Raw genomic sequence first — 15,433 nt, 5'->3', positions numbered from 1 at the left:
TACAGAACATGAGCACCACGCAAGATATTGTCGCGAAACTCTGGAGTCTTTGCCACGTCCTACGGGATGATGGAATCACCTATCATCAATATGTCACCGAGTTGACCTTTCTTCTATTTCTGAAAATGGCCCAGGAGACTGGGGCTGAATCGAATCTCCCAGAAGAATACCGTTGGGCTAACCTGATAAATAAAGACGGTACAGAGCTTTTGGACTTCTATCGAATCTTACTTGTCCAGTTGGGTTCGGAAGGCTCTGGTAGAGTTCAGGCGATCTTTGCCAACGCAACCACCTCTATTAGGCAACCCAAGAACCTTCAGAAGCTCATTACAAGCATAGATTCTTTGGATTGGTATAGCGCCCGGCAGGAAGGTCTTGGCGATCTCTATGAAGGGTTGTTAGAGAAGAATGCAGGGGAAAAGAAGAGTGGAGCCGGTCAGTATTTTACCCCTCGCCCATTGATTGAGTGCATGGTGGATTTGATCAAACCCGCGCCTGGAGAGTTTGTCCAAGACCCGGCTTGTGGTACTGGCGGATTTTTGCGAGTTGCAGATGCTTACATCAAAGAGCGCACCGACGACCTATTTGACCTCTCCGAACAAGAGCAGAATTTCCAGCGCAAACAGGCTTTCTATGGAATGGAACTGGTTCAGGATGCTCATCGCCTGGCTCTTATGAATATGATGCTGCATGGCATTGAGGGAGACATTCTTCTTGGAGACACATTGTCACCCCAGGGAGAACGGCTTCCTAAGGCAGATGTTATTTTGACCAATCCTCCGTTCGGCACAAAGAAGGGCGGTGGAAAGCCAACACGGGAAGATTTTACCTATCCCACAAGCAACAAGCAGCTTGCATTTTTGCAACACATCTACCGTGGGCTGAAGCCCGGAGGTCGGGCGGCTGTGGTTTTGCCTGACAACGTGCTTTTTGAGGACGGGGTGGGACAGAAAATCCGTGCAGACCTTATGGATAAGTGCAATCTTCACACAATTTTGAGGCTTCCCACAGGGATATTTTATTCCCCAGGCGTCAAGACCAACGTGCTTTTCTTCACTCGGGCTGTGGGTAAAGATACAGGCAATACAAAAAATGTCTGGGTCTATGATCTACGAACCAATATGCCCTCCTTTGGTAAAAGAACTCCCTTAACCCGCGAGCATTTCGATGATTTTGAAAAATGCTTTGGAGAAGATCCTTTCGGTGATGGCGAGAGAGGGGATCAAGGAGAAGAAAGCAGATTTCGAGTCTTCACTCGTGAGCAAATAAAGGCCAGGGCGGAAAATCTGGATATCATCTGGCTTAGGGATGAAAGCAATGGGAATGGTGAAAAGTTGCCCGATCCTGAAGATATCGCCGTCGAGATTTTGGATAATCTCAAGGTGGCCATGGAAGAGATGGAAGGGCTAATGGAATTGCTGGAAAACGGGGAGGCAACCAATGGGAAGTCTTCCTGAAAAATTGCCTCTGGGATGGGCTACCGCGTCCTTGGAAGTCCTTGGGATTCAGAAAACTACTTTAATCAAACCATCCGAATCACCGGAAACTACATTCGAGCTATGGAGCGTTCCAGCCTATCCAAATGATGCCCCTGAAATGGTAAAGGGTAAAGAGGTGGGCTCAAATAAGCAGAGCGTTATTCCTGAAGATGTTTTGCTCTGTAAAATCAATCCAAGAATAAATCGAGTTTGGCTCGTAGGCCCTAAAAAGGACTACCCTCAAATTGCCTCTACCGAATGGATCGTGCTCAGAAACAAGGACATTGACTCAAGGTTTATGATGCACAGATTGAGAGAAGAGAAATTTAGAGAAAATCTTTGTGCTAATGTTTCTGGCGTTGGCGGCTCACTTACCCGGTGCAGACCACAAGAAGTTAAAAAATTTGTAATTAGCCTGCCGCCTCTGAACGAACAATCCCGAATAGTTGCCAAGATAGAAGCACTCCAAGAAAAGTCAAACCGGGCGAGGGAAGCTCTGGAAGCCATACCGCCCTTATTGGAGAAATTCAGGCAATCAGTTCTTGCGTCTGCTTTTCGTGGTGATTTAACCGCTGAATGGAGAGCCCAAAACCCGGATGTGGAGCCAGCATCCGTTCTTCTGGAAAAGATAAAAAAAGAACGCCGCCGCCTTTGGGAGGAAGCTGAACTTGCTAAAATGGAAGCCAAAGGCAAAACCCCCAAAGACGACAAATGGAAAAAGAAATATAAAGAACCGGAGCCGGTGGATAAGACAGATCTGCCCGAATTGCCGGAGGGGTGGTGTTGGGCGAGCTTTGAGCAATGTGCCTGGGAGATAACTGTTGGGCATGTTGGCCCGATGAAATCAAGGTATGTTGAAAATGGCATCCCATTTCTCCGTTGCCAGAACGTAAGACCTTATGGCTATGAGCAAGAAAATTTAGCTTACATACTGGAAGATTTTGATGAGAAGCTCAAGAAAAGCAGGCTCTATGGCGGCGAGATATTGGTTGTGCGCTCAGGGGTCAATGTTGGTGATTCTTGTGTGTATCCCACTGATGCAGGGCAATCGAATTGTTCGGATTTGGTGATTACCAGACCACTCACCGGACTAAATCCTTTCTTCGCTTCCTTGTACGTAAATTCACCGTTTTTCAAGGATGCTCTTAACCTTAGAAAGGTTGGAAATGCCCAGCCACACTTTAATGTTGGTTCGATGAAAAAAGCAGAGATACCTGTACCTTCTTCTGAAGAGCAAGCAGTAATTGTGAATAAAATTCAGCGACTTTTGGATTATTCAGACAATGTGAAAATTAGAATGCTTCAGGCGAATAGACTCCTTGATTCTCAATGCCAATCCATCCTCTCCAAAGCATTCCGTGGTGAACTGATCCCACAAGACCCGAATGACGAACCTGCATCTGTGCTTTTGGCGCGGATAAGGGCTGAACGAGAGGCGAAGATAGGGAATAAAAAGGGGCGTGGGAGGCGGAAAAAATGAAGGTTCTTCATTTTTCCAGTTGCAAGATTTTACAATTTCATCCCGGCAAATATTTCTTTAGTCCTCAGCAAACCTTTATCCGTTGGTCTTACGATTGTATTTAGTTTTCCAGCGACATCCAAGGGGGACAACTCATGATAGATCAGGTCGACTTTAGCATTTTCCACAAGATTGTTAATGGAGGCAGTTACTGACTTGTTCAAAGCCTTGGAAGGGGTAAACTTCCCCATAGCTGGGCCAACGATACGGTCATAAATCATCTGAAGCCCATCGTGCTTCATGGTGTCTCTCAGGAAGCCGGGCCAGTATCTCATAAATTCTGAAAAGTCGGTTATACCCCGCCCATACATGACGGTGGAATAAAGAGACGCCGTGTTGACCATAATGATGAACTGGGTTCGTTCAGCTGAAAACAGATGCCCGCTCCAATCCAGAAAAGGATTGGGATCAAGCGGCATTGGTTCGTTTGGAATCTCTTTGAGCTTCTTTGCCAGTTTGGCGGAGTAGCGGATTATCATGGCACACTATCTCTGAGTGTAAAAGATTCGGGATTGTACAAAAATTTATGAGAATGAATAGCACTATACTCGGGACTTTTCAATCGCCGAAAAAAAGAATCTGGAAGCACTTTTTTGTCAAGAGTTCTGGCGATTTGTGGAGGAGAGTAGCTGAAGGTTTTTCTCCCGGAAAGGTTCCATATATCTGTTGCTGATACCATCAAAGAGCCCAAAGAGAACAATACCGATGTGCCCTAAAGCATATAAATGAAATACTTAGTGTGCTTTTCGGGCTTACATTCTATGTGGTTGATGAATCGGCTACGGCTTTATTGCTGCGAAAAAAACTACATCCGTGCCCCCTTTTACTGATCTGTACGATATAACATCATTGCACCCTATGGCACTCTCGAATTCAGCTTTTTTGATTTCTAACCAATCGGTATCTCTAAAGCTGTGCTGATATAGCACCAAGCAGTCAGAAGGTTTCAGAGCATTCCAAATGGTAGCAACCTCTTCAACTGTAACATGCTTGTTGCCCGGATTCTTAACCGCCAAACCGGTATCAGGATCTAAAAAAACAAGCAATGGGCCATTATTGCCGGTAATTCTGGGCAGCATTTTCTCTGTGTAGTCCATCCGTTTTCGTTTGTCATATAAATCATCAATAACTTCAATGTCTATACCTGTAAACCATGAAAGGCGCTTGATGTCGTTGATATTTCTAAAATGGTTATACACAGAATCGGGTATTTCAATTAGACTATTATTGGATTTTATAATAGGGCGTTGGGAGTCAGGTCTGAAGTAGGCTACTTGAATTATTTTGGTAAAATTTTGAGATTGAGCAATACTTATAAGCGTCCCCCACTTTATGAGATCCCGCCCATCTCCGTACCATTGATTTCTCATGACAGCCTCCAAGTTTGGAATGTGAGTATACTTATGCTACCCCTATTCTGTCATTTTTTCAATTCGTTTTGTTGATGCCCCCACCCTTCACTTCATTGCATGGGAGCATCCCTCTCCTTCAAATCTCATTCATCAATACGTCCACAACCTCTTCACTGCTCAACCCCAGGTACCGCATGGTAATGCTCGGGTTGGAGTGATTGAAGCGCTTAGCCAGAAGCTCGAATCCAACCCCGTACTTAACCCTTTGCATAAATCCAAAAGTCTTTCTCAATGTATGTGACCCATAATTGCCGTCCAGGTTGATAGCCCTGGTCCACTTTTTAACCAGAGCATTCACAGCCTGGACCGTTAGGGCTTGCCCAGTCTTCCTACTGGGAAAGAGATAATCGTGATCCCCTGGAGCAGCCTGATCCATGTATGCCTTGATCGCTTTAGCCACTGCCTTGTTGACCATGAGAATGTTCTCTTTGCCCGTCTTGGATTCTATGATCGTTATGGTCTGGCCCGGTTTAAGTTTCCGAACTTGGGCAACTTTTAATTTTAAAAGATCGCCAGCCCGGAGACCGTTATTGATGCCGATGGTGAAGAGCAGAAGGTCACGAGGATTATCAGCCAGAAGTTTCTTGATTGCGTTTATGTCAGCTTCATTCCGAATAGGGTCCACTCTGATTCGAGACCCCTTCTTGGGATGATTCGGATTTCGGGTATTCTTGTCCATAGAGAGGTCTCCCTTTTGTAATGTTAAGTTTGGTGACGTATGGAGTGGGAAAGTTAATGAAAAATTTTAGCGGTTTTAGGGCGCAAGGGTGGTATTGTGGTTAAGTGATTGAATTTGTGTTGGATTTAGAAAATTGAGGATATTAACTTTTGCATAGAAGTTAAGATTGATAAAGACGCTCTGGAATAATCCATAATACATAAGCAAGAGAAGTAAGTTAGTTTTTTACTTGACCTCCAATGAATTCTTTGCTAAGAAACTTATTAGGCTCTGATAGGAACTCCAATATACAAGGAGGATGACATGGAAAGGCACACAATACAAATTGATGATATTATAATGAATTATCTTAAAGAGCAAGCGGAACCTTTTGTTGATACACCAAACACAGTTTTACATAGGCTGCTTTTTGGGACTACAACTAGTGAGCGTGGTTCTAGTATAAAGTCCCGTACTTTGCCTGGAAGTGTGCCGAAGGCTCTTGCGCAGATCCTAGAAGTTATCCACGAAATAGTAGTCGGGGGCGCAACTAGACCCAAGGCCACTAGGATCGTCGCGATTAGAAATAAAACTGACCCCCAGACCATTATGGACAAATACTGTCGCCAGCTTGGAAAAAAGGCCAATGAAATCGATATGCTTTTGGAAGAATCTGATCTGTACGGGCTCAGAAAGGTGCTATTGGACAAATTCCAGTCCCACAAAGAAACAGTCAACGCATTTTTCAATCAACTTCAACAGGGAGGGAATGAAATGGATCAACTCACCCAACAGTTGGAAGAGGATAAACCACAAACAATACCTCACTCATCCTATCGCTCAAAAGCACAGCGTAAACAGCGAGATCCAGCCCTGGAATCTGCATTGAAAAGGGCGTTAGGGAAAAGTCTCCAAAGTCAATTCGGCGGCTTTGTCGTAAGAGGTCAGTCCCATCTTGTTTTTAATGACGCTCAAGTCCTATGCAAATATTCAAGCGCCCATACAGAACAAGCCCGTATGAAATGGTTTTGGGGGGTATCTAAGAGCTATTGGGAAAACTGGGAGTCAAATGACTACCTTGCCCTGATAATGGAAAATGAAGATTGCGCCTCTTATTCTTACCTTTTTTTAAATGCAGATGAAGCAAAGTCGCTTTTAAGAAAATGTAGTGTCGATGGTAAGGGTGAAAAGAAAATTAACCTGAAGATATATGCCGATGATGAGATAGCACGTTTTCAGGAGTGGCAGGTATTTGATGTCGAGAATCGGAGACAACCGCTTGGAATCGAATGAATCGGATCAACCCCTGCCTCTTTTCGGGGCAGGGGCGAATCTCATAGAGCAGCAACTTCGTTTTCTATTTCACCATCCCCAAAATGGCACCTCCCACACGACCAAGCCGGTGACATGATTCAGCCGGGAGTCCTGGGGCTTGGCTTGCTTTGGTGTAGGTATTGACTACGTTGAACATTGTTGCAGGAAGTTCCATTTCCTGAGGATAGGCCCAGTCCACTGCTTGTACCTCGGGCTCAGCAAGCTGGAATTGCCGATTAAAGGAGTGAATAGTGTTGGACGGATTTTCAACCGGGCTTTCCATGGACAGCCTGAACCGCGTTTGCTGCACGTCCAGCTCACCGGCTACCTGTTGCAGGGTTTCAGGGAACACTTCCATGACCTTTGCACTGATATGCCTATAAGAGGCGGATACAGCCGTTTTAGCAATCAGGCCATTGGTGCAGACCAGACGCAGAACGAAAGCTGCAATGGATAAGGCGGCTCTTCCCACCTCTGAATTGCAGACCGTAATTCCCGGCGTCAGCCTGTCGTCATTTCCCACTGCAAAGGTCTTCTCGTGGTCAGGGATCGACAACGACATGAACTCGGCGTCCAGGGCCAACTGAATTTCCATATCATGCCCGAATCCCATTTCATCGAGTCGCTCCATGACCCTGATGTTATCGACTGGCTGGTAACGGGGAGTGAACAGAGCCCTGACTTCAGCCCCGTCGAAGCGAACAAAGAAATCGTCGTTCTTTTCCCTGGTCAGCCAGTAGCCCAGGTTTTCGGTTTGAAGATCAGCATCGCATTTGGACAGGTACGAATAAGGTACGCCCAGGCGAGTAGCGATCTGCCTCTGAGCGGTGGTCCGAACCGGGTGGCGCTCTTCTCCGATGAACATGTTGTCGATGCCTTCAAACCGGATGTCTTTCACAGGCACCAGATCATCAAAGCAGTTTTGGGACAGTTCAGAAACTCGATTCCAGGCGTCTTCCATGGTGGTCATAGTCTGCATAACAGGTTCTCCTTTATAATAAGGTATGAGTGTAATCGGTAATCAGGCGGCTTAGGATGCCAGCGGGATCAGTTCAGCATTGCAGCCGGTGAAGCTGATTTCCCACGGTGCAAGGGACTTGTCAGAAGCGAAGCCCATGTTCATCCAAGCTCCACCGGGCATGACTCTCGGGTGGTGGATTCGGTCGAAGTCAATGAACCGCCTGGAAACGAACAGCCAGAATTCTTCTCCTACAACAGGGTAGCCGTTAATCTTGTCGATGTTGTCCCAGGCAGGGAAGAGCAGCTCGTACAAGGCGGACATGACTTCTGATTGGTCATTGCAGGAATCGAAGATAGCCTGGATGTAGGCCTGCACATCTTCAGGCGAGTTGAGGCCAAGCTGCTTCCAGTGTGCCTGACATTCGGATTCCAGACGTTCCGGCGTAGCAAGGTTATCGTTCATAGTGTGTTCTCCATATAGAAACCGGGACGAATGAGGCAGTCGGATTTGTCCCATCCGTCCCGGTCAACGGTTGTGGTTAGTTTTTATCGTTGGGATGCTTGAACAGGAGATGTTCAAGAGGGTTGAGAGAGTTAGACCCTTTTGCAGTAAACTCTGAGATATAAAATTACCCCTCCTCTTATAGGGAGTTTCTATACAAAACCCTCAAACCCTCTTTACTCTCTTTGAAACAGGTTAGATCATGGAGTTTAAGCTGATATTTGGGAGGGTAGGGATAGTTGGAGGGATTTGTAGTAAACTTTGGTATAGGAAATTACCTCCCTTATAGGGGGTTTCTCTGCAAAAGTATCCAAACCCTCTATACCCTCCAGAATGACTGGAAAGTTAGGCTTGCGAGATCTTGCAACTGTAATCAGGCAGCCTTCCTGGTCATGGCGTTACGGAGAGTATTCAGAGCCATTTTGACCCGGAATCTCCTGGCTACGATGTCGTTGATTCTGGGATCGGTCTTGTCTTTGCGGATATGGCGTTTCAGGTGGCGGTCGTAATCCTGGCAGAGGTATCCCAGGAACTCAAGCACCTTATCGGGGGAGTGCCGGTGCATAATCATAGTCAGGTCCACCAGTTTGAGTTCGGTATGGCCCTGGTCGATGGTCAGCCAGTTCTGTGCAGTTGAGACGGTTTTATCATCCATGGTCGTATCCCTCCTGCATCCAATCCTGGCAGGCCTGCTTGTAACCACATCCAGAGCATTTCCAAGAGCCCAGATTAGGCAACCACACCTCCGCCTGTATTCCAGCCCAGACTTGTTTGATAAGCCGGGCAACTTGAAAAATTTCAAGTTCAGATCGCGTCGTGTACACCTGCTCGAATTTGGGCTCTTTCGTCTTGATAAGGCAGTCGAAGCGAAGGAGAAGGTCATTGAAACCGAACCCGTTGGTCTTCGCAGCCAGAGCATAAATGGATGCCTGAAGAGACTCGTTTGCATCTCTTTCGGGCATGGCTTTGGCTCTGGTTTTGTGATCCACGATGGTAACCAGCCCGGAAGCCAGGTCTTGAAGCACAAGGTCGAATACCCCAATAACCGGGATATCCAGACCTTCAATCTCAAGACTGAACGCCTCTTCCACGCAGATGATCGCTGTATCCACCACCTCGAATTTCTGTGAGAATGCTCTCAATAACCCGGCTCCGGTTTCCAAACCTTTGTCGAAGTCATTGCCCCGCTTCCAGTGGATCTCGTCACGACCATGAGCGTGTTCCTTCCAGGTCAGCTCCCAGAGGTCAACTAGGGCGTCCACGGGAATAACTTCGCCGATCATGAGCGAGTTGTAAAATCGTTCTAATACGGTATGAATAGCAGATCCAAAGACCAGAGCATCCGATACAGATTCTGATTTGAGCCGGTCCACGTATCGGAATTTGTAGGCTAAGCTGCAATCCAGGTAAAGGCTGATGCTTGAGCACGATAAATGGGGTTGAGAACGTAGTTCTTGTAGGTCCATCCATTTCACCTCCATGTTGGAAAATGAAGAAAACTTCACAAAACAGGGGTTAAATCAGGACGCAGAAATACGGTCCTGGGTATGCCCCTGGTTAAGTTGTGATCTCAGATTGTGTTTTGCTGGTTGGTTTAGGCGGCGGCTTTGTTGTTCTGGAGGTGGGAGATGACGGAGGATGCTTCGTGGACATTCAGATGATCGAAATCGCGGTTGAACAGCTCGACGGTAAGGGCGTTGATGTCTTCTTCGTTCATACCCTGGCGTTTGGATATGGCATAAATGGCCCGTTTCTGGGAGTCAGACATGGCTGGTTTAGTGCCTTGGGAAGGGGCGGAGGTTTTGGGAGTGGCGGCTTGAGACTTAGGCGCAGCTTTGGGAGCCTGTTTCCTGGGGCTGGTATGGGCAGCATTATTCCCCTGGTCTTTTGCACTGAAATCTCCATCCAGTTCTTCCAGGCAGGTCATGCCGATGTTGGTGAAGGTGCGAAGGGCACGGGCTATTGAACGGGTAGAAGCCATTCTGAGCAGATGCTTGGACACCCTGGAAGACGTATTTTGCGGGTTTGCGTCTCCGATGTCGGTGAAGGTCTCTCCGTTCTTGGATGTGACCACCGCTTTGCACACGGCGAAGAACCCGTTCTGGTCGTTGGGCAGTTGCAGCGGTTCCACCTCGATGGATTCCAGACCCTTTTGATGCCCAAGATCAAGCAGACCAGGGTAAGTGACGAAATCCCGTCCTTCGATCTTCACGATCCATCTGGGGTCAAGGTTCACTGCTTCGTTCTGGGCTGAGTCAAGGTTTGTGGTTTTTGTGGTTGTCTTCGGCATTGGATTTTTCCCTTTCTTGTTTGTGGGTTGATGGCGGGGCATCTGTGGCGCTCAAGATGGTCTTGAGCACTTCCAATGAGATTTTCAAAACAGTTCGTACTTTCTTGGGGTCAATGGGCATAGGCGGCTCCTTTTCACGGATGAGGAAGCATAAGTCTTTGTTTTATTAAAGAAAGACCTTTAAATTTAATATGTATATTAGTTTACATAAAAATTAAAAAAAATCTTGAATAGCGTGTTTAACCAAGATATAATAATCATATAAATACCATTTAAAAATCCAAAATATCTTGGGGGAGAATTATATCCAAGAATATTACCCAATACTTCTATAGGGAGAAAGCTAATGAAAACTAGAATATTATTTATTTTAATGGTGATTATATCTGGCTTGGTTTCTGTTGGCTACTCTGATGACCTGTATAAAATCATCTATGACTATGCATACGAAGCTGGTGTTGAAAGCGGTATGTCAGATAAAGCGGATGGTTATAGTTACTCTCCAGAAGAGGTGCTAAGTGACCCTGGGATTCAAATGGTTATAACAGCATTAAAACAGAAAGTTGGGCACTCAGAAGACGTAGTTGATCTTGCCTTTAGAGATGGATTCATTGCTGGTTATAAAAAGGGTTACTACAAATGATGCTAAGAAAAGGTAAAAATATAATATTTTTTATTATCCTGTTAGTATTTTTTATATCAATTATGAGTAGTTCATTTTCTTCAGCACCTCCAGCTAATGGCTACGATTGGGAAAGAATGCCTAAATCAGAAAAGATTGCCTATTGCGAAATATTAATTTATGGAATGGTAGGAATTGGTAATCCAAAATATAATTCACAACAAATAAACGCAGCAGCAAAATATTTTACAGGAAGAATCAATTTCTATTATAGCCAACACTCAGGGAACCTTAGTATTGAAAAGGCAGCTTCATGGGCTTGGCCTGAAACAAAAAATCTACTTGATAGTCTCTAACTTTTGTTGTTTTTACACTCTGCATAACCGTGTGTTTTTGAAACAACAAAACAAAGGATAGATGTTATGACTGAAATGCATTCTTTTTCACGAGATTTTGTCAAACGAACTCACGAAATGTTAGTTAATAGTTACTGTCATTTTTTAGAAAAAGATAAGGAGGTGACTTTTCTCCTCAACTGTTTGCTCGGATTAATTGTTACTGTATCGGAAAATCCTGATAGAGATAGTCCGTTTTCTGGGGATATAGACGATGAGTTTTTCAATGTAATTCCAAATCAAATTGGATATATTCAGTTCAATGAGCTGGATGTTGGTAATTTATGCGATACGCAAGTAACCAGTACACCAGGATTATCTGTAAAACACAAAATTGATCTAAAAAATAATATGAAGAAGTCGTGGTTCATACGTAAAATTAGGCATGCTATTGCCCATACGAATATTGAACCTTTAAATCAACACGGTTCCATTGTTAGCGTTAGATTGTATAATATAACAAAATCTAAAATAAAAGATTTTGAAATTATTTTTACAGTAGATCAATTACGAGTATTTGCTCTATATATATCAGATGAATACGGTAAATTCATACGGTGATAGTTATCACTTGACTAATCCGCTCTCTGGAGGCTTGTAAATTATATAGCGTTTTTAGCGGCTGTAGAATCTACTTTACTCCCGCCACCATTTTCTATTACACTATCTATATTAATTCCAAACTTCACCCCAACCCCCGATATAAAGGAGATCATCCCATGTCCAAATCACTTTATGAACTTGCCGCAGAAATGGTTACAGCCCAGGCATCTCACGTTGCCATGACACCTGATGAAATGGCAGAAGCGATCACAAAGGCATATCAAACGTTGGCTTCCATCAAGTCAATGGAAGAAGCAGGAGAAGCACCCGAAGTTGAAACGGAACCGGCTGAAGAGATTCCTGAGAAACTCTTAAAACTTAGGGAAGCTCCTTTACGGTCCATTCGTCAGAAGTCAGTGGTATGCCTTGAGTGCGGTGCCGAATTCAAGATGCTGACTAACAAACACCTTGAGCAGCATGGTATGACAGCAAACGAATACAGGGCCAAATACGGCATGAAGAAACGGCAACCTCTGTCTTGCAAGTCTCTCTCTGCGGATCGCGCAAAGGTCGCCAAAGAAAAAGGCCTTGCTGATAAGCTGGTAGCCGCCAGGACCGCAAAAAAGGCAGATGCGAAGAAAGCCAAGGCACCTAAGAAAAAGGCTGCTCCTAAGGCGGATGCACTGGCTGAATAAGATTGTGAACTGAATTCACCCCTGGTTCCTGTAAAGGAACTGGGGGATGTGCAATTATGCCAATTGTGATTCTTAAAAATGGCAGGGGAGGTGGCAATGAAAAAGGACCAATCTTTTTTTTTGGACATGGGAAGAGTGAAGCAGAATATTACAATACAGAAGATTTCGTCTGTATTTCAGTGGGCAATCGAAAGCTACAATGTAAACCGGATAAAGCAGGCAGATCTTCTACCTATCGTAGTTCTGGCATTAGACCACTTGTTGCCAGATGTTGTGGGAAATCGTCCTCAAAAGGACTTTAGCCTCTGTGTTAGCCCTATGAAGAAAGGTTCTCGTCCAAAGAAGGTTAAGACACAAAACTCAAATATCTGGTCAGAAGAGTGTCTGGTAGATATTAATATTATGTACGGAAAAACGCATCCTTATGAGACTGTCCTAACTGCTGAATCAGAGGGATATGAGAACCATGCTGTTGCTTTGCAAAAAAAGGGTTGGCAGGACGATAATAACGATATGATGTGGGATCTATATAAACTCCTTATGATCCCCTCCCCGATACGTTTTTTTGTCACTCGCTGCTCAAGAAATAATCAAGAATGTTTATACAAATCAACCAAGGCGATGGTTGGAGCTTATGCTCACAAATACCCGGAATCAATAATTTGTACTGTGCAAATGCCGACCGCACAGTTGAAAAATGCCCCTGCAACCGTTGCTATTTGGGCGAAGGAATCAGGGTGGAACGTTGATGATGAAGTCATTTTTAGCGGTGCAAGTTAAGATTTTAGGTCAAAACAATCCCATCCGAACATAATCAGCCTCATCCTTGGGAAAAGGATCGTTTTCGGTCCAGCCCTCTTCTTTCAGGTCTGAGATGATATGTTGTCTGGCTACGAGACCGGCTTCTTCTCCGAATAAGCGAATGGCTTTCTGTATGCCCTGTTCGTGGTGCCGGACTTTGCGGTGGCGCATCCCATATTCGGGAGACCCGGCAAATTCATCCAGCCATAGATGGACCTCTTCAAACGGTTTGCCAAAGAGCTTAATAGACTCGGCGCAGTGGTCGGAGCATTTCATGGATTCCAGCAGATTAAAAAAATTTTACAAATACACTATTGTTTTAGGAACGCAACAACCCATGGGTGCCATTTCGGCGCGCTAAAATATGATGGATGGGGCAGCCACGTGGCTTTCACTTCTCCTCCAGGAATGTTGTAGATCCTTGTTTCCCTCTTGTCATTTTCGATAACAAGATCGGATCCTTGTTTGCCGTCTGAAGGCAAATACCCCCAAAGGCGCTTGGATAAAACTAAAAGGTGAGTGGGCTTAAGTTCAGATAATACCTCGAAAAATGGAACTACACTATTTTCAATCAGTTGGCTTGTCGGTGGTTTACCAGCGGAGTCTCCAACCACGTCTTGAATAAAGTTGTAAAAAGCAACTTCATGCCAAAAACTATGCTTATCAATATCCCAATGCCTTTTTCCAGAGACAACTTGCATGATTTGGGTCCAATACCGGTGCCTCAATTCTCCATCTATGTATTCTTGAGTAAGATCAATTGTGAAACTGGGAGAAGGTTTACGATCAGCATAGTGCGACTCACCCAGTAAGAGAATCCTATCCTTGCCTGTTCCATATTGGCTTCCGACCCAAGGTTTGAAGTATACGTTTTCCATCGTTCCCCTTTCTTGATATGTATGGTTGCAATTGACCTTATGACACAAGAAGTATGCTACACCATATATCTCATTTTTTCCGGCATTTCAAAGCCAAAGTTATCGTAAAGCAAACCAAAGACTAAATGGAGAAGCCTTAGACAACACTTATATTGGATAAGGGCAATTTTAAAGTGCAATCCTTCTTCTCGTTTTAACATATTAAAAGCATTCCAAAAAATGTCCATAACGAATCTGGCCTCATTCTCGTCTATAGGAGAGCCGTACTCAATCAACCCATTTTCTGCAACACTTCCCAGTGATTCAAGAATGGTAATTCTTTCATGGACTGAATCAGGGTTCCCAATATCCACATGGCTAAGTTTGGAAACATTCTGCAGAATAAGTTCATCGGTTTCCCAAGGTGTAAACGCGGGTAAAAACATGATGGTCCTCCCTATTAAATTCCGCTATTCGGGCGCTGACCCGCAATGACTGTCATGCGAAAACCTTCAGGCATCGCCCCCAGCACATTCGCGCACCAAAAGATGTTAGCATCGGGGCGAACGTGACGATGTAGTTCCTCCTCGAACTCTAAGTACGACTCAAGCGGTTCCTGCCGGTTATGATCCGTGGACAGGATCACAAGACCTCCATCCACCTTGGACAAGGTACGTGTTATATCCAGCCTCTCCCTGAAAACCCTGATGCCGGTTTTGATGTCAGCGGCAACCAGGGTGTACGTCCGGCAGATTATCCCAGACAGCACATCGTGCACATCCGCAAAATCCATGCAGACGAGGCCAGGTAGGGCCAGTGCTCCGTATATTTCACTGATCACGGTGCTCGCCATCCCAAATTCAGTACGCCTATTCAAGGGCACTACACACTCTCTATCACTTGGGCTGAGGGAGTGAGCAATTCCGCTGATTTCTGGCATATCCTCGAACAACACCAACAAACTGACGCCTAAATCAGCAGCCAGTGTTCGCAATGCGTCAAGCGCGGGATCCTTTATCGACCCTGCCATAAAGACCAGGTGGCTTGAAGCGAGCACACGCGACACCAAAGCATGATCCCGGTCAAGGTGCATGACTGGAAGCCTGTGCGCCGGTTGATCGAACTGCAGTTGACTTGTGATCGCCAAGCCTGCTTGGCCTACACCCACGACACAAGCCTTGAGGCCAAAGTCAAGATTTTCGTCGCGGTTCACATCTACTCCATCAGCCGCACGGGGCATCAGGAACGATACCCCGTTCATGATGCTGGCGGCACCCACCAAAAGACCGATTCGGCTCATGTCCGATACAAAGGATCTCCTCGTGATCAGCATGTAGCCCTCCCCTGGAATTGAAATAGATCCAAATTTACAGGAGGACTATTATCA

At 45.3% G+C, this 15,433-nt stretch carries 20 protein-coding genes; 8 read left to right on the top strand and 12 right to left on the bottom strand.

Annotated elements, in window-relative coordinates:
- The first annotated feature begins 8 nt into the window (after positions 1-8).
- Both BUE18_RS15340 and BUE18_RS15335 read left to right on the top strand, forming a co-directional pair.
- On the top strand, positions 9-1,457 hold the full coding sequence (locus BUE18_RS15340; RefSeq protein ID WP_073477037.1) for a class I SAM-dependent DNA methyltransferase: 1,449 nt from the start codon (positions 9-11) through the stop codon (positions 1,455-1,457).
- Complete coding sequence (locus BUE18_RS15335) at positions 1,441-2,958, top strand: restriction endonuclease subunit S (protein WP_073477035.1); 1,518 nt, start codon at positions 1,441-1,443, stop codon at positions 2,956-2,958. The genes BUE18_RS15340 and BUE18_RS15335 overlap by 17 nt, the downstream gene beginning before the upstream one ends.
- A 29-nt stretch (positions 2,959-2,987) precedes the next feature.
- Here BUE18_RS15335 and BUE18_RS15330 read toward each other — a convergent pair whose 3' ends face one another.
- From BUE18_RS15330 to BUE18_RS15320, 3 genes are all read right to left on the bottom strand, one after another.
- Complete coding sequence (locus tag BUE18_RS15330; protein ID WP_073477033.1) at positions 2,988-3,476, bottom strand: DUF6933 domain-containing protein; 489 nt, start codon at positions 3,474-3,476, stop codon at positions 2,988-2,990.
- A 300-nt stretch (positions 3,477-3,776) separates the two neighbouring features.
- A complete protein-coding gene (locus BUE18_RS15325) occupies positions 3,777-4,367 on the bottom strand; it encodes a hypothetical protein (protein ID WP_073477031.1) in 591 nt (196 codons plus the stop codon).
- A gap of 118 nt (positions 4,368-4,485) precedes the next feature.
- Positions 4,486-5,088: a tyrosine-type recombinase/integrase gene (locus BUE18_RS15320; RefSeq protein WP_073477029.1), complete on the bottom strand. Its 603-nt coding sequence runs from the start codon at positions 5,086-5,088 to the stop codon at positions 4,486-4,488.
- Between the two features lie 303 nt (positions 5,089-5,391).
- Between BUE18_RS15320 and BUE18_RS15315 the strand changes: the two genes are divergently transcribed.
- Positions 5,392-6,360 (top strand): hypothetical protein, encoded by a 969-nt coding sequence (locus tag BUE18_RS15315; protein WP_073477027.1) that lies wholly within the window; start codon positions 5,392-5,394, stop codon positions 6,358-6,360.
- Positions 6,361-6,424: 64 nt separating this feature from the next.
- Here BUE18_RS15315 and BUE18_RS15310 read toward each other — a convergent pair whose 3' ends face one another.
- The 5 genes from BUE18_RS15310 to BUE18_RS15290 all read right to left on the bottom strand — a co-directional run bounded on the left by BUE18_RS15310 (position 6,425) and on the right by BUE18_RS15290 (position 10,133).
- Complete coding sequence (locus tag BUE18_RS15310) at positions 6,425-7,360, bottom strand: DUF932 domain-containing protein (RefSeq protein ID WP_073477025.1); 936 nt, start codon at positions 7,358-7,360, stop codon at positions 6,425-6,427.
- 51 nt (positions 7,361-7,411) lie between these two features.
- On the bottom strand, positions 7,412-7,804 hold the full coding sequence (locus BUE18_RS15305) for a hypothetical protein (RefSeq protein WP_083611055.1): 393 nt from the start codon (positions 7,802-7,804) through the stop codon (positions 7,412-7,414).
- A gap of 412 nt (positions 7,805-8,216) precedes the next feature.
- Positions 8,217-8,498 (bottom strand): hypothetical protein, encoded by a 282-nt coding sequence (locus BUE18_RS15300; protein ID WP_073477023.1) that lies wholly within the window; start codon positions 8,496-8,498, stop codon positions 8,217-8,219.
- Positions 8,491-9,309, bottom strand: a complete 819-nt coding sequence (locus BUE18_RS15295) for a PD-(D/E)XK nuclease family protein (RefSeq protein WP_073477021.1) — start codon at positions 9,307-9,309, stop codon at positions 8,491-8,493. The genes BUE18_RS15300 and BUE18_RS15295 overlap by 8 nt, the downstream gene beginning before the upstream one ends.
- A 128-nt stretch (positions 9,310-9,437) precedes the next feature.
- Positions 9,438-10,133, bottom strand: coding sequence for a hypothetical protein (locus BUE18_RS15290; protein ID WP_073477020.1), 696 nt, complete (start codon positions 10,131-10,133; stop codon positions 9,438-9,440).
- A gap of 346 nt (positions 10,134-10,479) precedes the next feature.
- Here BUE18_RS15290 and BUE18_RS15285 point away from each other — a divergent pair, with 346 nt between their 5' ends.
- The 5 genes from BUE18_RS15285 (at position 10,480) to BUE18_RS15270 (ending at position 13,168) form a co-directional block, all read left to right on the top strand.
- Positions 10,480-10,776: a hypothetical protein gene (locus tag BUE18_RS15285; RefSeq protein WP_073477018.1), complete on the top strand. Its 297-nt coding sequence runs from the start codon at positions 10,480-10,482 to the stop codon at positions 10,774-10,776.
- The gene (locus BUE18_RS27535) at positions 10,773-11,111 is read left to right on the top strand and encodes a hypothetical protein (protein WP_139264761.1); all 339 of its coding nucleotides are present in this window, start codon (positions 10,773-10,775) and stop codon (positions 11,109-11,111) included. Before BUE18_RS15285 ends, BUE18_RS27535 begins: the two co-directional genes overlap by 4 nt.
- 66 nt (positions 11,112-11,177) lie before the next feature.
- Complete coding sequence (locus BUE18_RS15280; RefSeq protein WP_073477016.1) at positions 11,178-11,711, top strand: HEPN family nuclease; 534 nt, start codon at positions 11,178-11,180, stop codon at positions 11,709-11,711.
- A gap of 158 nt (positions 11,712-11,869) precedes the next feature.
- Positions 11,870-12,388, top strand: a complete 519-nt coding sequence (locus tag BUE18_RS15275; protein WP_073477008.1) for a MucR family transcriptional regulator — start codon at positions 11,870-11,872, stop codon at positions 12,386-12,388.
- Positions 12,389-12,484: 96 nt separating this feature from the next.
- Positions 12,485-13,168 carry a hypothetical protein gene (locus tag BUE18_RS15270; RefSeq protein ID WP_073477006.1) on the top strand — a complete coding sequence of 228 codons (684 nt, stop codon included), beginning with the start codon at positions 12,485-12,487 and terminating at the stop codon, positions 13,166-13,168.
- Between the two features lie 9 nt (positions 13,169-13,177).
- Here BUE18_RS15270 and BUE18_RS15265 read toward each other — a convergent pair whose 3' ends face one another.
- From BUE18_RS15265 to BUE18_RS15250, 4 genes are read right to left on the bottom strand one after another with little or no spacing between them, the layout of a single operon-like run.
- Entirely contained in the window at positions 13,178-13,465 is a 288-nt protein-coding gene (locus BUE18_RS15265; protein WP_073477004.1) for a DUF6915 family protein, read from the bottom strand.
- 35 nt (positions 13,466-13,500) lie between these two features.
- Positions 13,501-14,067: a hypothetical protein gene (locus BUE18_RS15260; protein ID WP_073477002.1), complete on the bottom strand. Its 567-nt coding sequence runs from the start codon at positions 14,065-14,067 to the stop codon at positions 13,501-13,503.
- Between the two features lie 56 nt (positions 14,068-14,123).
- Complete coding sequence (locus tag BUE18_RS15255) at positions 14,124-14,492, bottom strand: hypothetical protein (protein ID WP_073477000.1); 369 nt, start codon at positions 14,490-14,492, stop codon at positions 14,124-14,126.
- Between the two features lie 14 nt (positions 14,493-14,506).
- Positions 14,507-15,379 carry a hypothetical protein gene (locus BUE18_RS15250; protein WP_073476998.1) on the bottom strand — a complete coding sequence of 291 codons (873 nt, stop codon included), beginning with the start codon at positions 15,377-15,379 and terminating at the stop codon, positions 14,507-14,509.
- Between the last annotated feature and the right edge of the window lie 54 nt (positions 15,380-15,433).

It is taken from the genome of Desulfatibacillum alkenivorans DSM 16219 (assembly GCF_900142135.1).
Lineage (GTDB): Bacteria > Desulfobacterota > Desulfobacteria > Desulfobacterales > Desulfatibacillaceae > Desulfatibacillum > Desulfatibacillum alkenivorans.
This window is presented reverse-complemented; position numbering and strand designations above follow the sequence as displayed.